The organism is Parahoeflea alexandrii (assembly GCF_027214025.1).
Taxonomy (GTDB): Bacteria; Pseudomonadota; Alphaproteobacteria; order Rhizobiales; family Rhizobiaceae; genus Hoeflea; species Hoeflea alexandrii_A.
In genome coordinates, this window is the sequence record NZ_JAPWHB010000005.1 from 121,822 (window position 1) to 144,792 (window position 22,971).

Annotated in this window: 17 protein-coding genes and 2 riboswitches; of the genes, 6 read left to right on the forward strand and 11 right to left on the reverse strand. The window is 62.8% G+C overall.

Going from position 1 to position 22,971, the window contains the following annotated elements:
• Positions 1–215 precede the first annotated feature (215 nt).
• From bcsA to bcsN, 4 genes are read left to right on the forward strand one after another with little or no spacing between them, the layout of a single operon-like run.
• Positions 216–2,471 (forward strand): UDP-forming cellulose synthase catalytic subunit, encoded by a 2,256-nt coding sequence (gene bcsA / locus O4H62_RS17025; RefSeq protein WP_269389661.1) that lies wholly within the window; start codon positions 216–218, stop codon positions 2,469–2,471.
• Positions 2,464–4,830 (forward strand): cellulose biosynthesis cyclic di-GMP-binding regulatory protein BcsB, encoded by a 2,367-nt coding sequence (locus O4H62_RS17030; RefSeq protein WP_269389662.1) that lies wholly within the window; start codon positions 2,464–2,466, stop codon positions 4,828–4,830. The genes bcsA and O4H62_RS17030 overlap by 8 nt, the downstream gene beginning before the upstream one ends.
• Positions 4,827–6,893 (forward strand): hypothetical protein, encoded by a 2,067-nt coding sequence (locus O4H62_RS17035; RefSeq protein WP_269389663.1) that lies wholly within the window; start codon positions 4,827–4,829, stop codon positions 6,891–6,893. The genes O4H62_RS17030 and O4H62_RS17035 overlap by 4 nt, the downstream gene beginning before the upstream one ends.
• A gap of 5 nt (positions 6,894–6,898) precedes the next feature.
• Entirely contained in the window at positions 6,899–7,828 is a 930-nt protein-coding gene (gene bcsN, locus O4H62_RS17040) for a cellulose biosynthesis protein BcsN (protein WP_269389664.1), read from the forward strand.
• A gap of 54 nt (positions 7,829–7,882) precedes the next feature.
• Here bcsN and gcvP read toward each other — a convergent pair whose 3' ends face one another.
• From gcvP to O4H62_RS17065, 5 genes are all read right to left on the reverse strand, one after another.
• Complete coding sequence (gene gcvP, locus O4H62_RS17045; protein ID WP_269389665.1) at positions 7,883–10,735, reverse strand: aminomethyl-transferring glycine dehydrogenase; 2,853 nt, start codon at positions 10,733–10,735, stop codon at positions 7,883–7,885.
• 8 nt (positions 10,736–10,743) lie between these two features.
• Positions 10,744–11,106 carry a glycine cleavage system protein GcvH gene (gene gcvH, locus O4H62_RS17050; RefSeq protein ID WP_269389666.1) on the reverse strand — a complete coding sequence of 121 codons (363 nt, stop codon included), beginning with the start codon at positions 11,104–11,106 and terminating at the stop codon, positions 10,744–10,746.
• 19 nt (positions 11,107–11,125) lie between these two features.
• Positions 11,126–12,265, reverse strand: a complete 1,140-nt coding sequence (gene gcvT, locus O4H62_RS17055) for a glycine cleavage system aminomethyltransferase GcvT (RefSeq protein WP_269389668.1) — start codon at positions 12,263–12,265, stop codon at positions 11,126–11,128.
• A 146-nt stretch (positions 12,266–12,411) separates the two neighbouring features.
• Positions 12,412–12,499, reverse strand: a riboswitch (glycine riboswitch).
• A gap of 316 nt (positions 12,500–12,815) precedes the next feature.
• The gene (locus O4H62_RS17060) at positions 12,816–13,526 is read right to left on the reverse strand and encodes a carbonic anhydrase (protein ID WP_269389670.1); all 711 of its coding nucleotides are present in this window, start codon (positions 13,524–13,526) and stop codon (positions 12,816–12,818) included.
• 62 nt (positions 13,527–13,588) lie between these two features.
• Positions 13,589–14,791, reverse strand: a complete 1,203-nt coding sequence (locus O4H62_RS17065) for a serine hydrolase domain-containing protein (protein WP_269389671.1) — start codon at positions 14,789–14,791, stop codon at positions 13,589–13,591.
• 522 nt (positions 14,792–15,313) lie between these two features.
• Here O4H62_RS17065 and O4H62_RS17070 point away from each other — a divergent pair.
• Positions 15,314–15,829 (forward strand): DinB family protein, encoded by a 516-nt coding sequence (locus O4H62_RS17070; protein ID WP_269389672.1) that lies wholly within the window; start codon positions 15,314–15,316, stop codon positions 15,827–15,829.
• 46 nt (positions 15,830–15,875) lie between these two features.
• A riboswitch (glycine riboswitch) is annotated at positions 15,876–15,962 on the reverse strand.
• A 510-nt stretch (positions 15,963–16,472) separates the two neighbouring features.
• Entirely contained in the window at positions 16,473–17,045 is a 573-nt protein-coding gene (locus O4H62_RS17075) for a hypothetical protein (RefSeq protein WP_269389673.1), read from the forward strand.
• Positions 17,046–17,145: 100 nt separating this feature from the next.
• On the opposite strand, the gene O4H62_RS17080 is transcribed toward O4H62_RS17075, so the two are convergent.
• From O4H62_RS17080 to O4H62_RS17105, 6 genes are all read right to left on the reverse strand, one after another.
• A complete protein-coding gene (locus O4H62_RS17080) occupies positions 17,146–17,544 on the reverse strand; it encodes a DUF983 domain-containing protein (protein WP_269389675.1) in 399 nt (132 codons plus the stop codon).
• 160 nt (positions 17,545–17,704) lie between these two features.
• Positions 17,705–19,102, reverse strand: coding sequence for a PLP-dependent aminotransferase family protein (locus O4H62_RS17085; protein ID WP_269389677.1), 1,398 nt, complete (start codon positions 19,100–19,102; stop codon positions 17,705–17,707).
• A gap of 111 nt (positions 19,103–19,213) precedes the next feature.
• Entirely contained in the window at positions 19,214–20,098 is an 885-nt protein-coding gene (locus O4H62_RS17090; protein ID WP_269389678.1) for a metal ABC transporter permease, read from the reverse strand.
• A complete protein-coding gene (locus O4H62_RS17095) occupies positions 20,098–20,964 on the reverse strand; it encodes a metal ABC transporter permease (RefSeq protein ID WP_269389680.1) in 867 nt (288 codons plus the stop codon). Before O4H62_RS17095 ends, O4H62_RS17090 begins: the two co-directional genes overlap by 1 nt.
• The gene (locus O4H62_RS17100) at positions 20,961–21,902 is read right to left on the reverse strand and encodes a manganese/iron ABC transporter ATP-binding protein (protein WP_269389682.1); all 942 of its coding nucleotides are present in this window, start codon (positions 21,900–21,902) and stop codon (positions 20,961–20,963) included. The genes O4H62_RS17095 and O4H62_RS17100 overlap by 4 nt, the downstream gene beginning before the upstream one ends.
• A complete protein-coding gene (locus tag O4H62_RS17105; RefSeq protein ID WP_430538457.1) occupies positions 21,899–22,789 on the reverse strand; it encodes a metal ABC transporter substrate-binding protein in 891 nt (296 codons plus the stop codon). The genes O4H62_RS17100 and O4H62_RS17105 overlap by 4 nt, the downstream gene beginning before the upstream one ends.
• Positions 22,790–22,971: the final 182 nt, after the last annotated feature.

A 22,971-nucleotide genomic window follows, 5' to 3' on the forward strand; every position in this document is an offset into this window, starting at 1 on the left:
GATCAGCTCCGGGCAAAGCGGCACGGCGGCGGAGATCGGCCTTTTCTCCCTCCCGCGCTGGTGTCTAAACCACTGATTAACCATGGTTTTGGAATTTGTCATGCAAACTGGTCTATTAGGAAGCTGTAAACCAGTTGACCCCTAGGTTCGTCCTGTTCTTGGACAGCCTCCGTATGACATGGAGGTGTGATAAAACATGTGGGGTACTCATGCACATGATGTGCACTAAATGGCCGGCGCTGGCTGCCGGCTTACTCGGGCTGACCTTGTTGTGGTTGCCCCTCAGCCTTCAGGCGCAGCTGGTCCTGAGCCTTGCAGCGCTGGGCGTGATGGTCTTCGGCATGACAAGGCCGGAAAACACGGTGTTCCGTTTCATCACTTTCGTGTTCTGTGGCGTGCTGGCGTTGCGCTATGCGTTCTGGCGCACAACCGAAACCCTGCCGTCGATCTCCGATCCGCTGGATTTCATCCCCGGACTGCTCCTCTATATCGCGGAAATGTATTGCCTGCTGATGCTGGCAATCAGCTTCTTCATGCTCGCCGATCCGCTCAAGCGCGTTGCTCCCAAGGTCCGCTCGCTCGAAGAGCTGCCCACGGTCGATGTGCTGATCCCCACCTACAATGAAGACCCCGAATTGCTGGCCGCGACGCTCGCTGCCGCCAAGTCGATGATCTATCCGCGCGACAAGCTGACCATCTGGCTGCTTGACGATGGCGGCACCGACGCCAAGCGCACGCACAAGGATCCGGCCCAGGCGCTTGCCGCCACCCGCCGCCATGAGCAGCTCAAGGCCTTGTGCAAGGCGATGGGCGTGAACTACCACGCGCGCAAGAAGAACGACCATGCAAAGGCCGGCAATCTCAACGACGGACTGCGTGTGTCGAGCGCCGACCTGGTTGTCGTGTTCGATGCCGACCACGCGCCGGTGCGCGAGTTCCTCAAGGAAACCGTGAGCTTCTTCAGGGAAGATCCGAAACTCTTCCTGGTGCAGACCCCGCACTATTTTCTCAATCCCGATCCGCTCGAGAAGAACCTTCGCACCTTCGGCTCGATGCCGTCCGAGAACGAGATGTTCTACTCGGTGCTGCAGCGCGGCCTCGACAAGTGGAACGCGTCGTTCTTCTGCGGTTCCGCCGCGGTGCTGCGCCGCAAGGCGCTCGAGACCACCGGCGGCTTCTCCGGCCAGTCGATCACCGAGGATTGTGAAACGGCGCTCAGCCTTCACGCAAAGGGCTGGCACTCGCTCTATGTCGACAAGCCGCTGATCGCCGGCCTGCAGCCCGAGACCTTCGTTGCCTTCATCGGCCAGCGCGCCCGCTGGTGCCAGGGCATGCTGCAGATCCTCATTCTCAACCGGCCGTTCCTGGCCAAGGGGCTCACCATCGGTCAGCGCATCTGCTACGCCGGAATCAACCTGTTCTGGCTGTTTCCGCTGTCGCGGCTGGCCTTCATGCTCTCGCCGCTGCTCTACATCTTCTTTTCGCTCGAGATCTACCAGGCCAATATCCAGGAATTCGGCGCCTATGCGCTGACCTACCTGATCGCCTCCTTCGCCATGCAGAGCTACCTCTACGGCAAGGTTCGCTGGCCGTGGGTGTCCGAACTCTACGAATATGTCCAGTCGATCATGCTTGTCGGTTCGATCTTCAGCGTGATCCGCAATCCGCGCAAGCCCACCTTCAATGTCACCGCCAAGGGACAGACGCTCGATAGTGATGGCCTGTCGCCGATAGCGATCCCCTATTTCGTCATGTTCTTCGTGCTGCTCGCCGCGGCGGTCTATTCGATGTGGCGGCTGGCGACCGAGCCGGTTGCCTCCGACCTGTTGATGATCGTGGCGATCTGGAACTTCCTCAACCTGCTGCTCGCCGGCGCCGGGCTGGGTGTGGTCGCCGAACGCCGGGAACTGCGCCGCAACCAGCGTCTTCCCATCCGCCGCCACGGCCTGTTGCGCCAGGGCGGTCGCACATGGGACGTGATCCTGTGCGATGCCTCGAGCGGCGGCGTCTCGGTCCAGTTCCCCGAGCACGAACCCGATATCGATCCCGAGTCCGACTGGGCCGGCGAGATCGAGGTCCGCCGGGCCGGGCGTCCGGTGTCCTTTCCGGTCACCATCCGCTCCGTGCGCGAGATCGAGGGCACCAACATGTTCGGTTTTGCCTTCCCCCAGCGCATGCCGCAGACCTTCATGGCCATCGCCGAAATCATGTACTCCGACCAGAAGCCGCTGCAGGACCGGATCACCCGTCGCCAGGTGCGCATCGACATCCTGAGCGGCACCGTGCGCTTTGCCCGCTGGAGCATCGTCGAATCCTTCAGGGCGATGGGCTATCTCATGGGGTTTGGCCGCTCCGAGAAAGTAGCATCCTTCGATGATGCGCCAATCACCGTCTCAAACAACAATGCCCGCATCCCGGGCAAGACCCCGCAGATCCCTGTGGCGGTCGGGGGAGTCCGGTCACATGCATAAGCTGTTCTCGTCGCTGGCGGCGGTTGCCCTTCTGGGAACATCCGCCGCCCCCGTCGCCATGGCCCAGAGCCTGTTGGCCGAGCCGCCGGTCACCGCCCCGGTGGTTTCCCTTCGGGGCCTCGGCCAGAGCACCATCCTGTCGACCCGGCCAGCCAGTGCAGCCACGGCTGTTGTCGGCAGGGATGCCGGCCTGACCGCTTTCGAGCAGCCAAGATCCGCTCTCAGGCTTGAAGGCGAAGACGATGTCATCAACCTCACTTTCGTGCTCGATGCTGAGAACATCGCCGCCGGTGGCGACCTCGTCCTTGCCTATCGCAATGCCGTTTCGGTGATGCCGGAAAACTCGCTGGTCTCGGTCATGGTCAACGGCTCGCCGGTCGGCGAGTTTCCGGTCCGCTCCCCGTCGGGGTTCGCGGCCCAGTCCATCGCTGTTTCGCCCGCCGTGCTGCGCGCCGGGGTCAATGACGTCCGCTTGCGCGCCGTTCAGCGTCACCGGGTCGATTGCTCGATGGAAGCGACCTACGAGCTCTGGACCGAATTCGACGAGCAGGCGTCGGGCTTTCGCCCCCGTTCGGCTGCCGGAACTGGCGGGTTTGCCAGCCTTCGCACCGTGGGACGCAACGACCGGGGGCTGACCGATCTCAGGCTGGTGCTGCCGAAAGAGTCGGGCGAGGCGGCCTTGAACCGGGCGGCGCCGATGATCGAGACGCTGGCGCTCGCCCTCAACCGCGACGACGTTTCGGTGACCGTGGCGGAAACCCCGGGCACGGGACCGGGCATCGACGTGATGGTCGCCAGCGACGACGACCGGCCATCGCAGCAGGCCATCCGCGCCGACACGCCGTACGGACTTTCGGTCATCCCCGGCGACGATCCTGCCCGCCGCAAGGTGGTGCTGCGTTCAGCCAGTGCAAGCGAGATCCCCGGCATGCTGCTGAACGCGATCCAGGGACCGCTGAAGCCTGTGCTCGACAGCGGCATCCGCGCAAGGCGCACCGGCGAGATCCGCGCCGAAGCTTCCACCGCCTATACGCTCGCCGATGCCGGTTATGTGCCAACGCCGTTCAGCGGCCGCCTGTTCCGGACCCGGTTCGACATGATCATGCCCGCCGATTTCTATCCGGCCGAGTACGCCACGCTCGACCTGGCGCTGCATGCTGCAACATCGCCCGGCCTCAAGCCGACATCGCAGCTCCTGGTCCGGGTCAACGACCAGATCGTCAAGAGCCTGCCGATGCGAGATACCGACGGCCAGGTGTTTTCCGGCCGCAAGCTGGAGCTGCCGCTCAGGGCGTTCCGCCCCGGCCGCAACCAGATCGAACTGCTGGCCGAGCTGGAGCGTCCCGCCGACGACCGCTGTGTTTTCGCCGAGCGCGACGAGTCCCAGCCGCGGTTCATCCTGCTCGACACCACCGAAATCCGGGTTCCGGCGCTGGCGCGGGTGGCCCGTTTGCCTGAGCTGGCGGCGATGGCCGGATCCGCCTATCCCTATGCGGGGTCGGACGCCGTCCATGTCCATGTGTTGAAGTCCGACGCGGTTTCGGTCTCCACGGCGCTGACCATGATCGCCAGGATGAGCATTTCCGCCCGGGCTCCGCTACTGTCGCAGGTAAGTTTCGGCCCGCCGGCAGCCGGCGCCAGCGGCAATGCGCTGGTGGTAGCCTCGAAACGGGCGGTCGAGGAACTGTCGCGGCTCGGGCCGGACGGTCTTCCCCCGGTTGCCCGCGAGATCGATTTCGCCCGCGGCTTCGACGGCGCCGATCCGATCGTCACCGCATCGATCAATCTGCCCGGCGCTGCAATCCCCGTGGCGATGACCACCGACCCCGCGGCCCTGCTCGATGCATTCCGCCAGACCACGCGGGATCGCGGCGACGGTGGCACGCTGACGGGCAGCCTGACGTCGACACTCGATGATTTCGTCCGCTCGTTCGGTCAATGGCTTAACTATCAGAACGGTCGCGATTCCGCCGCCCTGACGGATCCCCGCCGCAAGGCGGTTCTCACCCAGCGTTCGAATGTCTCCGGCGGCGGGGTGGTGACTTGGCTGACGGCGGAAACATCGCTCGACATGCGGGACGCCTCTGAAATGCTCTCCGATCCGGCGGTGTGGAACCGCATGGAAGGCGAAAGCGTGGTGTTCGATCTCGATGCACGGTCGATCCGGAGCGTGCGGGCCGGGAGTTACTTCGCCCATGAACTCAGCGACTACGGCCCGGGGAACTTGCGCAGGATCGCCGCCGCCTGGTTCTCCGATCATTTCCGGATCTACGTGGTGCTGGTCATCGCGCTGATGGCGATTTTCGCGATCTGGCTCGGTCGCATGGTTCCCGGCGCCGGTGTGAGGACCGACCGATGAGAGCTCTGTTTTGTCTTGCCGGCGCCAGCATGCTGGCCTTCACCGCCTGTGTTCCGGCGTTGTCCGAGGATTCGGCGCACCTGCTGTTTGCGGCTCCGGCCCAGCCGTTCCCGGCGGATGTCGTAGCTGCATCAACCCAGCCGCTCGCGGCCGGTGAGCCACTGACCCAGCCGGTGACGGCCGACCAGTCGGTTCTCGATCCGGTGCAAACCGCGGCGCTCTATTTCTACGCCAGGCAACGCCAGACCGGCCGCGTTGAAGCGGAAATCGCGCGCCTGCAGGCGCTGCATCCGGGCTTTGTTCCGCCGCAGGATCTCTACCTGGCAGCAGATGCCGTGGTGCCCGACGAGAGCAGCCTCTGGGCGTTGTTCGCCGCTGACGATTTCACCGGAATCGATGCCGAGATCATCCGCCGCAAGGGTGACGACCCGGCCTGGGAGCCGACCCCGGATTTCCAGGGCAAGCTTGCGCGCAAGAAATTGCGGGTGCGGATGAGCGAACTGGCCGAGGCCGGGGACTGGTTCGGCCTGCTCGATGTGTCGGCGGGCATCGATCCGGCAAGCGAGAGCGATGTGGATCTGGTCTGGATGCGCATCGACGCGCTGTCGGCGGTGGGTGACCGGGATGGCCTGGCGCGCACCCTTCGCGGACTGCTTGTCCGGGAAGGGCCGGCACGTCTGTCCGACGATCATCTTGTCGTTACCCTGCAAAAGGCGCTGCGGGATTTCCCGGCCTCCGAAATCCGCATCCTGGCCGCGACCCTGTGGCCGGACCAGTCGGCGGATTATCTTCCGGGCACGCTGCGGCTCGACATGGCCCGCAAGGAGATCGCCGCGTTCAACGAGACAAAGGACGCGGCAGGCGTTTCCGAAGAGCAACTGCGTCTGCTTTCGGTCGAGGCCAGGAACTCCCGCAGGCCCGAGGACCTGTCGCTGCTCGGATGGCATGACCTCAAGGCCGGGCAGCCGGCGGCGGCGGAGGAATGGTTCTCGCTCGCCATGGAGCATGCGCCCGATCCCGACAATGCCAAGGGCATGTATCTGAGCCTTTACCGGCAGGGGGACGAGACGCGCGCCTACGAGTTCGCGGCCGCTCATCTCGTCGATCTTTCCGATGATCCGGCCTTCCTGATGAACGTGCTGTCGCCGCGCTTCGGAAAGCCCGAGGCCGGTGCGCCGAGCGAGGAGGCCGTGCACGCCTATTCGACCGCCATTCTCGAAACCGGCGCGGCGGACCACGCCGAGATTCTTGGTTGGTATGCCTACAATTCGCGCCAGTTCGAGGCGGCCGAAGCCTGGTTCCGGCAGTCCTACGGCTGGGAGGCTTCACCGGACCGGCTGAAGGGTCTGGCACTGTCGCTGCTGCGGCGCGACCGGAAAAAGGACTACGCCGCCCTTAAGGCCGAGTTCGGCGATGTCTATCCAGACATCTGGCCGGAGATCGCCGCCGCGCCCGCGCCGAAGGCCCGCAAGGCGGCCGAGGTCGGCGAACCGTCCAAGGGCGTCAGCGCCAGCTATGTCCGGCATCTCGAGGCGAAGAACTATCCCGCCTGCCTACGCGAGATCGACCGGCTCGGCCAGGCTGCCGCCAGGCCTCAGGTCGCGGTGGTGCGCGGCTGGTGCGAACTCGGCCTGAAGCGGTTCGGAGCAGCGCGGTCCTCGTTCGAGAACGCCATGGCCGGCTCCGGGCAGGTGCGCCTTGATGCTGTCTACGGCGCCGGACTGGCCATGCTTGGCGCCCGGCTGACCGACGAGGCCGAAGCCCTGATAGCTGCCTGGCCGTTGTCGGATGCCCGTGCGCGGGAGCTCAAGTCCGAAATCTATCTGCAGCGGGCCCGGTCTTCATACGATCACAAGCAATACCAGCGGACCCTCGCCGCGCTTGATGCGCGCGCGTCGCTCGTGGCCGAACCGCGCGATCTCACGCAGTTGCGCGCCTGGACGCATTACCATCTCGGCCAGACCGAGCGGGCGAAAGCGATCTTCGCCGAGCTCAACATGGTCATGCGTGACACCGGCTCGCTGGCAGCGCTTGGCGTCATCAACAATCAGGAGGGAAGATAGATCCCATGACATTGCGTATCATGGCCATGATGGCCTTGGCGCTTTCCGTTTCAGGATGCGCCACCGGGGATGACCCCACACTTGTCACCGGTTCGATCCGGCCCGAAGCGCCGGCTCTGATCGCCGATGTCGCTCCCGACTATGCCGCAGCCTACCTGCCGCAGGTCGCTGGCCGCGTGGAAGCGGTTCGGCAATCCTCGAAGCCCGGTCATGTCTTCCAGACCATTCTCTATCCAAACCCGGGATATGAGGCCGGCGAGAACACGCTTTCCGTCTCCATCGCACCGCCGTCTTCGGACACATCCTATCGCCAGGCACCGACCCGGAACGAGATCATGGCCGAAATCCGCGCCGCCCTGCCGGGCAAGGCGATGGCGATTGCCGCTGCCCCGGGCCAGAACCTGCAGGGTCCGTTCGGCTATGCGACCGGCCCGGGCACAGCCGGCGGGGCCTGCATCTTCGCCTGGCAGGTTGCCAAGGACATCAGCCGGTCGGACGAGACCGGGTTTGGCAAGCTCGCCCGCTCCCGCCACGCGGCAAAGATCAGGCTTCGCTATTGCCACCCGTCGATGAGCGAGGCGGCGCTGGTTTCCATGATGAGCGGCTTGCGGGTCCGCGAAATCTCCGACGCGACAATCGAGATGCTGCGCTTTGCAGAAGGCTCCGGCGTGCCGATGCGTGCGGGCTATGCCAGCGAATCGTCGCCGGCAAGCCAAGCCGTGGCCCCGGCGAAGCCGGTGGTGCAATCCGTCAGCAGGCCGGTCGTTGTTGAAGAGGACAGTCCGGTGCGCGGCGCGCCTCGCGTGCTCAAGCCCGGCGAACTGCAAGCCTCTGCCGTCGCGCCGCCGGACAAGCCGGTCACCCTGACCGCAGCCCGGGTGGGTGTGGCGCCGAACCGGAAACCGCCACTGGTTCCGTTGCCGGGTGATCTCTAGCCCAGATGCGGAAGAGGCGGCCCGAAAGCCGCCTCCTGATGGTCTTGATCCGAGCTATTCCGCCGCGTCCGCGTAGTCCGACATCGGCGGACAGGAGCAGACCAGGTGGCGGTCGCCATAGACATTGTCGACCCGGTTGACCGGGGCGAAATACTTGGCGTTGCGGATCGCGCCCGCCGGGAAGCAGGCGGTCTCTCGGTCATAGGGCCGGTCCCACGGGCCGACCAGATCCTCGATCGTGTGCGGCGCATTCTTGAGCGGGTTGTTCTCCCGGTCGAGCCGCCCGTCCTCGATCGCCCAGGCCTCCTCGCGGATCGCCAGCATCGCCGCGCAGAAGCGGTCGAGCTCGGCCTTGACCTCCGATTCCGTCGGCTCGATCATCAGCGTGCCGGCCACCGGCCAACTCATGGTCGGCGCGTGGAAGCCGCAATCGATCAGCCGCTTGGCGACATCGTCGACGCTGACGCCGGCGCTTTGCACCAGTGGCCTTGTGTCGAGAATGCACTCGTGCGCCACCCGTCCCTTGGACGAGGTGTAGAGTATGTCATAGGCGCCCTTCAGCCGGGCGGCGATGTAGTTGGCGTTGAGGATCGCGATCTTCGTCGCCTGGGTCAGGCCCTCGCCGCCCATCATCAGGCAGTAGGCCCAGGAGATCGGCAGGATCGAGGCCGAGCCGAACGGGGCGGCCGACACCGCGCCCGGCTTGCCGTCTGTCTGGCAGTGCCCCGGCAGGTGCGGGGCGAGATGTGCCTTCACCCCGATCGGCCCCATGCCCGGACCACCGCCGCCATGCGGAATGCAGAAGGTCTTGTGCAGGTTGAGGTGGCTGACATCGGCGCCGATGTCGCCGGGCCGCGCCAGCCCCACCAGCGCATTGAGATTGGCCCCGTCGAGATAGACCTGGCCGCCGTGCTTGTGGGTGATGGTGCAGACTTCCGCCGCCGTCTCCTCGAACACGCCGTGGGTGGACGGATAGGTGATCATGCAGGCGGCGAGATTGTCCGCATGCTGTTCGGCCTTGGCGCGGAAATCATCGAGATCGATATCGCCGTTCTCGCGGGTGCCGACGGCGACGACGGTCATTCCGGCCATCTGCGCCGATGCCGGGTTGGTGCCGTGCGCCGAGGTCGGGATCAGGCAGACATGCCGGTGGCCTTGACCATTGGCGCGGTGATAGGCGCGGATCGACATCAGCCCGGCATACTCTCCCTGGGCGCCGGAATTGGGCTGCATCGAGATCGCATCATAGCCGGTGATCTGGCACAGCTTGTCCGACAGATCGTCGATCATCTGCTTGTAGCCGAGCGCCTGGTCGGCCGGCGCGAACGGATGAATGTCGGCGAATTCCGGCCAGGTGATCGACAGCATTTCCGCCGTCGCATTGAGCTTCATCGTGCAGGAGCCGAGCGGGATCATCGTCCGGTCGAGCGCCAGATCCTTGTCCGACAGCCGCCGGATGTAGCGGGTCATCTCGCTCTCGGCCCGGTTCATGTGGAAGATCGGGTGCTCGAGGTAGCGCGACTGCCGGACCAGCGGATCGGGGATGATCGGCTCGGCCAGCAGGTCCTTGAACTTCAGGTTTCCGCCAAAGGCGCGCCAGACGGCCTCCACGGTCTCGGGCCGCGACACCTCGTCGAGCGCGATGCCGATGCGGTCGTCGCCGACCTTGCGCAGGTTGATGCCTTCGCGTCGCGCGGCTTCGAGAATTTCCGATTGGCGGCCTTCAGCGAACACGGTGACGGTGTCGAAAAAGATCGCCGGATCGATGATGAAATCGAGCTGCTTGAGACCGGCTGCCAGCGTCGTCGCCTTGATATGGACGCGGCCGGCGATGGCGCGAAGTCCGACCGGGCCGTGGAAGACGGCATACATCGAGGCGATGACGGCGAGCAGCACCTGCGCGGTGCAGATGTTCGATGTCGCCTTCTCGCGGCGGATATGCTGTTCGCGGGTCTGCAGCGCCAGCCGGTAGGCCTGGTTGCCGCGTGCATCGACCGTGACGCCGACCAGACGGCCGGGCATCGAGCGCTTGTAGGCATCCTTCACCGCCATGTAGGCCGCGTGCGGCCCCCCGTAGCCGACCGGAACGCCGAAGCGCTGCATCGAGCCGATGGCGATGTCGGCGCCCATTTCGCCGGGCGACTTGAGCAGCGTCAGCGACAGCGGATCGGCGGCGACGATGGCGATGGCGTTCTCAGCATGCAGGTGTGTGATCACGTCGGTGAAATCGTGCACATGGCCGAAGGTGCCGGGATACTGGAAGATCGCGCCGAACACGGCTTCCGGCTCCAGTCCGGTAAACGGATCGCCGACAATCACCTCCCAGCCGAGCGGCTCGGCGCGGGTGCGGATCACGTCGATGGTCTGCGGATGGCAATGGTGATCGACGAAGAACGCGGTCTTCTTCGATTTCGATGCCCGCTCGGCCATCGCCATGGCTTCCGCCGCCGCCGTCGCCTCGTCGAGCAGCGAGGCGTTGGCGATATCGAGCCCGGTGAGATCGGCGACCATGGTCTGGAAGTTCAGAAGCGCTTCCAGCCGGCCCTGGCTGATTTCCGGCTGGTAAGGCGTGTAGGCGGTGTACCAGGCCGGGTTCTCCAGAATCGTACGCTGGATCACCGGCGGCATGATGGTGCCGTGGTAGCCCTGACCGATCAGCGACAGCATCACCTTGTTCTTCTTCGCCGTCGCGCGCAGGTGATCGAGCACCTCGCGCTCGCTCATCGGGTCGCCGAAGGCGAGCGGCGCCTTCTGGCGGATCGAACCCGGCACGGTCTCGTCGATCAGCGCGTCGAGCGACGCGGCACCCACCACCTCGAGCATGTCGGAGATCTCCGCCGGCGACGGGCCGATATGGCGGCGGTTGGCGAAGTCGTAAGGGTTGTAGTCGGTCAGCTTGATGGTCATGGTCTGTCTCAGCCGATCATTGCTTTGTAGGCGGCTTCATCCATCAGGTCGTTGGCAGCAGCGGCGTCATCGAGCTTGAGCTTGAAGAACCAGCCGGCGCCCGTGGGATCCGAATTGACCAGCGACGGATCGTCGGCGATCGCCTGGTTGACCTCGGTAACTTCGCCTGCGAGCGGTGAGTAGACATCCGATGCCGCCTTGACCGATTCCACGGTCGAGGCCTCGCCGCCCTTGTCGAGCTTCGCGCCGACCTCGGGCAGTTCGACGAACACCAGATCGCCCAGCTGCTCGGCTGCGTGTTCGGTGATGCCGACGGTGGCGACATCGCCCTCGATCTTGAGCCATTCGTGGTCTTCGGTGAATTTCAGCATGGTAATGTTCCTGTTGGACTTAACGTTTGTAGGTGGAGGGGACGAAGGGCAGTGCGGCGACGGTGCATTCGAGCCGCTTGCCGCGCACTTCGGCGAAGATCGGTGTGCCGGTCGCGGCCATCGCCGCCGGCACATAGCCCATTGCGACCGGGCTGCCCGCACTGGGGCCGAAGCCGCCCGAGGTGACCGTGCCGATGGCCTCGCCGCCGGTCTCCTGCGCAAACAGCACCGCGCCGGCGCGCACCGGCGCCTTGCCGGCAGGCTGCAGGCCGACCCGGAGGCGGGAAGCGCCGTTGTCGAACTGGGAGAGGATCACGTCGGCGCCCGGGAAGCCGCCCTGGCGCGCGCCGCCATTGCGCCGGACCTTCTGGATCGCCCATTTCAGGTTGGCTTCCACCGGCGTCGTGGTCTCGTCGATATCGTTGCCGTAAAGACAGAGCCCGGCTTCGAGCCGGAGTGAATCCCGCGCCCCGAGCCCGATCGGCGCGACATGGTCGTCCGAAAGCAACAGCCGGGCGATGCGGTCTGTCTCCTCCGCCGGAATCGAGATCTCGTAGCCGTCCTCGCCGGTATAGCCCGAGCGCGACACCACCACCGGCACGCCGGCAATTTCGAGATCGGCCACGTCCATGAACATCATGTCCTCGGCCTTGGGAGCATAGGAGGACAAGACGCCTTCCGCCGCCGGGCCCTGCAGCGCGATCAGCCCGCGGTCGAACTGCGCCTCGATCTCGCAAGTATCCGAAAGCGCCGCCTTGATGCGCTTGAGATCGTCATGCTTGCAGGCGGCGTTGACCACCAGGTAGAGATGTTCGCCGCGGTTGGCGACCATGAAATCGTCTTCGAGCCCGCCCTGATCATTGGTGAACAGCCCGTAGCGCTGGCGTCCGGGTTTGAGATCGGCCACGTCGACCGGGGTGATGGTCTCGAGCGCCAGTGCCGCGTCGCGGACGTTGCCGCTCTTGGCGCGGATCAGGATCTGCCCCATGTGCGAGACATCGAACAGACCGGCATTGGCGCGGGTGTGCAGGTGTTCCTGCATGACGCCCATCTTGTACTGGATCGGCATGTCGTAGCCGGCAAAACCCGCCATGCGCGCGCCAAGCTCGAGATGCAGGGAATGTAGAGGCGTTTTCAGAAGGTCAGCTGTGGTGTCCACGCTGCAGTCTCCATCTCGGGTGCGGGCAGGTTGCGCGCACGGGCCAATCGTCAAGCGTCAAACGCTTTCAAACAGCCCCCTCTGTCCTTTTGCCTGAGATTGTTATCCCTTCGGCAGACGCGATGAGCGCCATTCTCCAGAGTCCTAGTGTTCCGTTGGTCCTTTTGCCTGAGAGTTTCCGGGGCGGTTGCTCCTTCGGCACCGGCATGAACCGGCTTCTCCCAACGGGATGCGTTATCTAGGCTGAATCGTGCGGGGAAGGCAAGGGGGGAGGAGCGGAGCAGGCGCTTGCCAACAGGAAGAGAGGATCGCAGCGACACATTTCATCGGCTTGCGGTGACGATGGCGAGCAAGGTGTCGTCGAGCGCCGTTCGAATGCGAAAATGGCCCGGGAAGCCGATGGCCCGGAAGACAATGGGGATGACCGGCACCGCCTCCACTCCCCGGCCTGTCCGGACCGGAACTTGCCGCTGGCCGCGAGAGGACCGGAAGCCGGACTTGCCTGCGCCCGGACGGATTGCTGTCCGCCCGGGCCAGACAGGCCTGTTAGTTAGAGAAGATCCACTTTTCCGGTGGCGATGTCATAGATGCCGGCGACGGACTTGATCTTGCCCGATGCATGGAAATCGGAAAGGATCGGATCCGCGGTGGCTGCCCTTTCGGCATTGAGCCTGGCGTTCTGCGCTGTTGCGGCAGCCAGCAGGTCACTCGGGTTTTCGGACAGGACGTCGTAGACGGCGGGCCGGATCGCGTTGACCAGATGAGGAAGATGGCCGGGCGGCAGGGTCCGGTCCTCGATCGCCTTGATTGTCGCGCCGACCGCGCCGCAGGAGGTGTGCCCGAGAACGACAATCGTCTTGATGCCGAGGACCGCAGCGCCATACTCCAGGCTTGCCAAGCCGTCGTCATTGATGAAATTGCCGGCAACGCGGATGACGAAGAGGTCGCCCGGTCCCTGGTCGAAGATCAATTCCGGAACGACCCGGGAGTCGGCACAGGCAACGATGGCCGCGAAAGGCTGTTGCCCCATTGAGCGCGCGGCCCGGCCGGCCGAGTGATCGGTGTTGATCGCCGTGTTCGACACATAGCGTGCATTGCCGTCGATGAGGCGTTGAAGCGCCTCGTCTGGCGTGGTTGGCGCCGGTTCGCTGGATTGGGCGAAGGCTGGGGAACCGGAGGCCGCTGCCGACAAGGTAAGAGCCAGGCCGCCCGCGAACAGGCCGCGACGGCTGATGGATGTTGTTGAACACACTTCACACATGATTATTCTCCTTGAGTGGTTTCGTTATCTGTCCGGAATGCGCAAACAATCCGGGCTGCAATTCATTGAGTGTAGGCTGAGTAAAGATGTTGCATGACTTCGCCCGCGGCTGCGTCGGCTGTGGCTCCGGGAAAATTCGTAGTGACGACAACGGCGAGATCCCGGGCCGGATCGAGGACGATCTTGGCGAGGTTCATTGAATTCGAGCCGTTGTGGGTCAGCAGGGGGCCGTCCGCCCATTCAAAGGTCACGACACCCCAGCCAAGCCCGTAGCCGCCCGTGCTGGGAGTCCCTGGCGGCGGGTTGTCCCTCACGGGCGTCTGTACCTTGACGGTGTGGATATAGGTGAACGTCTGTGGAGACACGAGCGCCGGCTCACGTGCGCCGCTGCTGGCATTCCATCCGGCCCATTTTGCGTAATCGATGATGGACATGTGTGCGTTGCCAGCCGGTGCCATGACCTGCGGCACATCGGCTGCGGATCCCCAGAGCATTGGTGTCATGCTTCCGTCAGCCTCGATCCTGTGCCCGACCGGCGCATCAATCAATCCGTAGGTTGCCTGTGCCCCAAGTCCCGCCGTGTTCATCTCCAGGGGCATGAAGATGCGTTCATGTATCAGTTGCTCCCACGGTGTGTCCGCAACGGTTTCGATCATCATTCCGGCAATGATGTAGCCGAGATTTGAATACTGGAACGGAGAGCCTTCAGGGACTGCGATCTCGTTCTCTTTCCACTGATCCAGCAGGTGACGGCGCAGGTCGGTCAGGTTGTATTCAAAGGCGTCGGCGCTGAAGTAAAGCTCGATGATGGCGTCATCATCGCCGGGAATGCCGCTTGAGTGGGACAGAAGCTGTTCAAGCGTGGCGTCGGCCAGACTTTGACTCATGCCTTTGGCATTGTCGCCGAGGATTTCGCCGACCCGGGAGTCCCACCGCAATTTTCCCTCGTCGACCATCATCCCGGCCAGGGTCGCCGTCATGGATTTGGTGTTCGAGCCGATATGGAACCGGTCATCGATCGTGACGGGAAGATCCTTGCCCAGGATACGTGTGCCGACTGCGGCGGCAGCAACAATGATGCCGTCCTTGACCACCGCCGCCGCAAGTGCGGGCAAGCCGGCCTTGTCGCGCACGCTGGTCAGGTAGCTGCCAAGATCCATTTCCTGTGCCGGTGCGGGAGCAACCAGCAGCAGTGAACCCAGCAGACAGGTTGGAAAAAACCGCGACCATCTCTGATCGCCGGCGCGCGCGGTGCTGTCGGGCATTGTCTCGTGTGTCCGAAGTTGCCTCGCCTGCAGATAGGCGATGTGTTTCTGTCAAGGTGCAGGCGGAAAACCGCTCAACTCCGATCGATACGCTTCGCAACCAGAGTACAGCCGGGGGTAGAGACGGGCAATTGCTTTTCCGAAAGTTGAGAGGCAAATAGCTGATTCGACACCGTTTCTCTGCCGACACGGTTAACCCTGTGCTAACACGAGTGGGCGATGAGGACGCCGGTGGCGTCTCGGTCAACACTTCCTTCACGGCCACTCCGAGGGAAGGCAGACAGACGCCAGGGCAGCCCTGCAGGGTGCTCCAGCATCCCGGATTCCCGGCTTGGCGGGCGCCGGAAGCTGGCCGTGAAGAGCTGGAAACGGGTGTGGACGGGTGCGCTCGAGTTTGCCATCGATGGGCCCTAGGACTCTTGGCCCTTGCGACCCGCGCGATGACAGCTGTTCGGACAGGCTTGATCGGCCCGTGGCCCTGGACCACTATGCCGGCGATCCACGGTGCGGAGGACGGTTGTCATGGCAAGTCGAGATTATGTGCTGCTGATGGCGCGCTACAACATGTGGCAGAATGAAAACCTGATCAAGGCAGCGAGCGGGCTTGACCAGGCCGCACGCCAGGCCGAGCGCGGCGCCTTTTTCGGCTCGATCGAGAAGACCTTCTCGCACCTGTTGTGGGGTGACGGGATCTGGCTCAGCCGCTTCGAGGGCCGCGATCCGCCGGCAAGTTACAAGCTGGACTCCACCGCACTGATCGAAAGCTGGGACAAGTTTCCGAACGACCGCGCGGCACTCGACCGCCAGATCCTGGACTGGGCGCGCGGGGTTGCGCCCGAGTGGTTCGAAGGCGATCTGACCTGGTATTCAGGAATGAGCGGCCGCACCGCCTCCCGGCCCAGGAGGATGCTGGCTGTCCAGCTGTTCAATCACCAGACCCACCACCGCGGCCAGATCCACGCCATGCTGACAGCCGCCGGCGCCAAGCCGGATGCGACAGATGTGCAGGCGATGCCGGAGAGGTTCTTGGAGATGTAGGGGGAGGTGGGTGAAGCCAGTCAATCGTCAGGCGTCAGACGCCTTTGATGGCCCTTCTGTCCTATTGCTCGAGAGTTTCCGGGGCGGTTGCTCCTTCGGCGCTGAATCGAACCGGGATTCCAGCGGAATGCGGGTATCTAGGTTGAATCGTGGGGGCAAGAGGGAGGGGTATGAGGCCATCCCTCCGTAAGACACCCAACTCGCAGAAAGGGTTTCGTTTCGTCATTCGCGTAAGATATGCATCGAAATTGCAAAAATCGGGAACTCTTTTGCATCGTCCAGGTCATCGAAAAGGAAAGACGGCAAAAGTTGTGGAATTCTTCCTGCTTGCTCCTAATTCATTGTGAGCTGAGAATGGCGTAATAAGGTGCAATGGCTTAAACAATTATCCGCGAATGTTATCGATCTGAGGTTGGAAATTTGATTTTTGGGAAGAAATTAGTCGCAAACAGATCGCTTTCGCTATGAATATATTTTTCCTCTGATACATATGGATAATCGTAATAATGTATTCGCTGTAGTTTCCGGCCCGTTGTCGGCGTTTGGAATCATGTCGTCGGCGTTTTCCATAGATCAATTCGAGTCATATCTAAGTTATGAATTGAAATTCTTGCATGAAAATTTAGTAATAAGATTGTCCTCAGTGCTTGATGTAGGAGATAATTTTTATATTTTATTGTTTGTCATAATTTCTGCTTTATTTCAAATATTATCAATGTTTTTTGCGTACAAAAACGCTGACTATAAATTTGATGGCGTTGACGGACCTGGAAATAGAATTGCCGCTGCTTATATAGAGTATAGAATCGCACAACATATAGCGGTCGATAATATGAGAGAGGGTTATAAATCCGCAATAGAAGGATTAAAATTGGTTGTAGGGCAAATTAAAGGGATGTATTTATCTTATGGTGCTTTTGGAAAATTTATTTTGTTTTTTATATCTTTGTTCGTTTTTATTATTATAATTATCATGTCGGCTCTTCTTGTTTTGTTTTATATTATCGCTGCTTTATATTTTTCTTTTCAAATATTGGTTCTCATTTTGGGAGTTTCGATAAAATACATTTCTAGCCCAATTATGCTGATATTCGGTAGTAAGTATGATCGGCAGGTGGCTATAAATAACTTATTATTTACATTTTATTCGTTTTCTGCTGCAGTTTCGGGTAGTGCTGTTTTGAGGTATGCGGCGAATAAATTTGATGTCCTGTAGTCATACACGAAATTTACCTCCCTCACAGTGCTCTTAGGTTGTTGCTCGCGGGCTGGTTCAGCCCTCGGTGCGCCACGCAGGCGGCCGCGGCCGCAGGGCCTTACGATCGGTTTTCCACCCAGTCGCGGTCGATGGTGCCTTCCTGGGCCTTGTGGAAATACTGGCTGGCCACCAGCCAGCCCTTCACGGGGCGCAGGGGGGGCACGCAGGTCAGCAGCATCAGGGGGACGGTGGTAAGAAAATGCACCCACCAGGCCGGCTCGTAATTGATCTGCAGCCAGAGTGCGAAAATCGTACTCGGGACACAGGCGAACATCATGATGAAAAATGCGGGTCCATCGGCCGGGTCGGCAAACGAGTAGTCGAGGCCGCAGACTTCACATTTGGGGCGGAGCGTCAGGAAGCCTTGAAATATGTGGCCTTCCCCACAGCGCGGGCAGCGTCCCCTGATGCCGGTTCGGACAGGTTCAAGCGGTGGCCATTCGCGTTCGCTGTGCATCGGGCTTCCTTTCGTGATCTGTGCGAGACCATTCCCGGCATGAGGAGCCGGTGATGTGGCTCGGACACCGGTTCGCTCATCGCTGTGTGCTATCAATTATTTATTGTATGTATATTGTATGCTTTCAATGTCAAGTGTATGGATGGATGGCGCGCTGGTTTCAGACAACCATTGAAAACGCGGCGGGCGACTGGTCCAGAAGATCGGCAACCACCTGCAGGCTTTTGGCGAGGTCTTCGCGGCTCTCGGGCGCTCCAAGGCCCAGCCTTACCGCTTCGGGAGCAGGACCCAGGGCAAAGGCATCGCTCGCAACAACGCTGATGCCTTCCGATCGCAGGCGCGACGAAAACTCTGCCCGGGTCCATGGTGGCGTGAGGGTCAGCCAGGCATGGAAGCCTTGTGGATCCGATCTCACATTCCTTGCCGGCAGGATGCGGATCGCAATGGATTGGCGTGCAGCAGTCTCGCGCCGGATCGCCGCCACCACGGCTTCGGCGATTCCGTCTTCAATCCAGTGCGATGCGATCGCGGCGGTCAAGGGAGACGCCATCGAGGCGGTTGCCCGGATTGCGTTGTTCACTCTCGACGTTGCGCTGCCTTCCGGAGCGACCAGATAGGCGATGCGCAGCGCCGGCGCGACGCATTTGGCGAGGCCGGCAACATGATAGACCAGTTCGGGGGCAAGGCTTGCCAGCGGGGGCAACGGGGTCACCGGCAGCGCACCGTAGGCATCGTCCTCAATGATGGGAACGTGGTAGCGCCGCGCGATGTCGACAATCGCATGGCGTCTCGCCGTCGAAAGCGTTGCCGTCGTGGGATTGTGGAGGTTAGGCGTGCAGTAAAGCGCCTTTGGCTTTGTACGGAGGCAGGCGTCCTCGAATGACTGGGGAATGAGGCCTTCCTCATCCATTGCCACTGCGGCAAGATTTACCCTCAGATGGGCGGCAACGGAGCGGATCCCGGGATAGGTCAGGGCCTCGGCCAATATGGTCTCCCCGGGCGCCGCCAGGAGGCCCACCAGCGCCAGCAGTGCGCCTTGGGCGCCGGGGCAGATCAGAACGCGGTCGGGTGTGACGCCGTCGAGGCGCGAAGACAGCCAGAGCGCTCCGGCTTCCCTGTCGCGTCGCGCTCCACCGGCCTCCTGGTAACGCATCAACAGATCAATGCCGCCCGAAGTTTCGAGGTTGCGTATTCCCTCCCACATGCGCGAAACCAGTTCAGCGTCATCAAAACGCGGCGGCAGGTTCATGCTCATGTCGACAAGTCCGCTCGGCACGGGCCGTCTTGCTGCGGAATGCTTCTTGCGGACATAAGTGCCCTGTCCGACCTTGCCCTCGACAAGCCCGCGCTTGCCTGCCTCGGCGTAGGCGCGGCTGACCGTCGTGAAATCGATCTCCAGGGCTTCAGCCAGAGCGCGTTGCGGGGGAAGCCGGTCACCTGCCGCGAGCTTGCCGGACAGGATATCGGCAGACAGCGCGTCCGTGATCGCCAGATAGAGCGGCCCGTCAGCCTTTCGGATGGTCGGGCACCAGACGATCTTGGATTCCGTTTTGGCCATCACGATACCCCGGTTTGAAATTATATGGATATTGTATGGAGTTCATCGCAAAGGCAAGTCGTCCCTTTGCGTCAGGACAGGGCGCCTGGCGCATGGGCGGGGAGGCGCTGCCTATTTGTCAGCGACGGCCGCGATGCGTTCGGTCGCGGTTGATCCGGCCAGCCGCCGCATCCTCAAATCCCGCAGCTGGCTCACCACCAGCGCCACCACGAACAGGCCGGTCATCATCAGCACCATGGTCGGGGCCGGTTCGCTGTCGATGTGGTAGCTTGCGAAGATGCCGACGAGGGCCGAGAGCATCACCGAACCGACCGCCACGGTCAGCATGCCGGCAAAGGTGCGGGCCACCAGAAAGGCGATGGCGCCCGGCGCCACCAGGAGAGCGATCGACAGGATGATGCCCACAGCCTTGAGACTGGCGACGATCATCAGCGCGATGGCCGTCAGCAGCCCGTAATGCAGCCAGCCGGTCTTCAGGCCGATGGCCCGCGCATGCAGCCCGTCAAAGGCCTGGGCGACGAGATCGCGCCACTTGATCAGCAGGAAGCCGCCGCAGAGTGCCGCGAGGAGGGCGGTCGCGGAAATGTCGGACCAGCTGACGCCGAGCATGTCGCCGAACAGGATGTGATCGAGATGCAGGCTGGAGCGGACGCTGACATGCAGCACGATGCCCAAGCCGAACATGCCGGAAAACACGATGCCCATCACCGTGTCTTCCTTCACCCGGCTGTTGGCGTTGAGCCAGCCGGTGGCCACCGCGCAGAACAGGCCTGCGGCGAAGGCGCCGATCACCAGCGGCAGGCCGGCGATATAGGCCATGACGATACCTGGCAGCACCGCGTGGCTCATCGCGTCGCCCAGGAGCGACCAGCCCTTGAGCACCATCAGCGAACTCATCGCCGCCATCGGCAGTGCGATCAGGAAGGTGATCAGGAACGCCTTCTGCATGTAGGCGAAGCGGAACGGGTCGATGAAGAAGTCGAGCGCCACGTCCATCACGCAGCTCCCGTTTCGGGTTTCATGCCGCCGCGCGCTTTCGCCCGCTGGGCCAGGATGCCGTGCCGCGGCGCAAACACGAAGGCCAGGAGGAACAGCCCGGTCTGCAGCATGATCACCACGCCGCCGGTGGCGCCGTCGAGGAAATAACTGAGGTACACTCCCACGAACGAGGTGATCGAGCCGATCGCCACGGCAATGACGATCAACCGCGGGAACCGGTCGGTGAGCAGGTAGGCGGTGGCGCCGGGCGTCACCACCAGCGCGATCACCAGGAAGGCGCCGACGGTCTGCATCGCAGCCACCGTGGAGGCGGCGAGAAGCGTGAAGAAGATGCCCTTGAGCAGGTCGGCACGGATGCCGATGGTGCGCGCATGGCTCTCGTCGAAGAACACCAGCATCAGGTCCTTCCAGATCAGGCTCAGCACGACGAGGGTGACGGCGCCGATGATGATCAGCTGCAGCGAATCCGATGGCGTGATCGCCAGCACGTTGCCAAGCACGATGGTCTGCACGTTGATCGGCGTCGGCGAGATCGACACCATGAACAGCCCGAGCGCAAAGAATGAGACGAAGATCATGCCGATGATTGCGTCCTCCCTGAGCCGCGTGCGCGAGCGGATGGCGAGCATGGCGGCGGCGGCCAGTCCTCCGGCGAGGAACGCACCGGCGGCGAACGGCAGGCCGAGCATGTAGGCGCCGGCGACGCCCGGCACGATCGAGTGCGACAGCGCGTCGCCGATCAGCGACCAGCCCTTGAGCATCAGGTAGCAGGAGAGAAACGCGCAGATCGCCCCGGTCAGCGCCGAGACCCACATGGCATTGACCATGTAGCCGTAACTGAAGGGTTCGAGCAGCAGGCTCATGCGCCGCCTTCCTTGCCCGGGCCCCCGGTTTCATCGGGCACCCCGACAGCACTCTTGCCCTTGCGGGCCTTGCGTTCGGCCTCGCCATAGATGACGAAGGGCCGTTCGTCGTCGGTCAGCACTGTGACCTGGCGCCGGTCGTCATCATCGTGCAGATCCTGCCCGCCAAGCACGAAATGCCTGAGCACGCCGCCAAAGGCTTTTTGCAAGTTCTTCTGGGTGAAGACCTCGCCGGTCGGCCCCTCGGCCAGGACGGACCGGTTGATCAGCACCGCCCGGTCGCAGAATTCAGGCACACTTCCCAGATTGTGGGTCGAGACCAGCATCACCCGGCCTTCCGCACGCAGATCCTTGAGCAGCTCGATGATCTGGTTTTCGGTGGTCACGTCGACGCCGGTGAACGGCTCGTCGAGCAGGATCACCTGGCCTTCCTGGGCCAGCGCCCGGGCGAGGAAGACGCGCTTCTTCTGCCCGCCCGAGAGCTCGCCGATCTGGCGCTTGCGATAGGCCGTCATGCCGACCCGCTCGAGCGCCTCGTTTACAGCTGTGCGGTCGGCGGGCCGGGTCATGCGCAGAAAGTTCATGTGGCCGTAACGGCCCATCAGCACGACGTCTTCGACCAGCACCGGGAACGACCAGTCGATCTCCTCGCTCTGTGGCACGTAGGCTACGAGATTGCGGCTCAAGGCCTGCTTTACCGAGAGCCCCATGATGCTGATCTCGCCGCTGGCCAGCGGCACGAACCCCATCAGCGACTTGAACAGCGTCGACTTGCCGCTGCCGTTGATGCCCACCAGTGCTGTGATCGAGCCTTTCGGCACGGAGAACGAGGCGCCGTCGAGCGCCTTGTTGCCGTTGCGGTAGATCACCGAGACGTCGCGGACGTCGAGACCGGTGATCGCTGTAGCCTGCGTGCCAGTGGGGGCGGGAGCGTTCATGGTTTTGCCGTCAGTCCGTTAACGATCGTTTCCGACGTCACCTTGAGCAGGTCGAGATAGGTCGGCACCGGACCGTCGGGTGTCGACAGCGAATCCACATAGAGCACGCCACCATAGGCCGCGCCGGTTTCCCGCGCCACCTGCTCGGCCGGCTTCGGCGAGACCGTGCTTTCCGAAAAGATCACCGGGATCCGGTTTTCGCGCATCAGGTCGATGATGCGGCGCACCTGCTGCGGCGAGCCCTGGCTGTCGGCGTTGATCGCCCAGATAGAGGCCTCCTTCAGCCCGAAATCCCGGGCCAGGTAGGAGAATGCGGCTTCGCTGGTGACCAGCCAGCGCTTCTCTTCCGGCAGCGCCTCGATGGCCGCGCGGATCGGCGCGAAGGTCGCCGCGATCTCGGCCTTGTAGGCCTCGCCATTGGCGGCATAGGCGGCCGCGTTCTCCGGATCGGTCTCAGACAGGGCGCGGACGATGTTGTCGATATAGATGTTGGCGTTGCCCGGCGACATCCAGGCGTGCGGATTGGCGCGCCCCTGGTAGCTGCCTTCGGCAATAAGGATCGGCTCGACCCCGTCGGACAGGATATAGGCCTTCACGTCACCGAGATTTTCCAGATAACGCTCGAACCAGGTTTCGAGCCCGAGGCCGTTCCACAGCACCACGTCGGCGCCCAAGCCCCGCTTGATGTCGCCGGGCGTCGGCCGGAACATGTGGATCTCGGCGCCCTCGCGGGTGATGGAGACCACTTCCGCATGATCGCCGGCGATGTTGCGGGCCATGTCGGCGAAGACGGTAAAGGAGGTCAGGACCTTGATCTGCGCCAGTGCCGGCATTGCCGGTCCAAGGCTGAACACCGTCAGAAATCCCAGAACTGCGAAGATGCGCATGATTGCTTCCTGCGAATGGTTTGCAACAAGCAATCTATGCGCATTCCGATCGTTGTCAATGCTCTTGCAAATCATTTGCAAGAAGCTGATTCCCGGTCTGGTCAGCCGGCTTGCCGCGTTGCGGCTGCCGGTTGGAATGCTCTGGAGTTGGGGTGGGGCCTGAAGTCGTCAGCCCGGTCCGG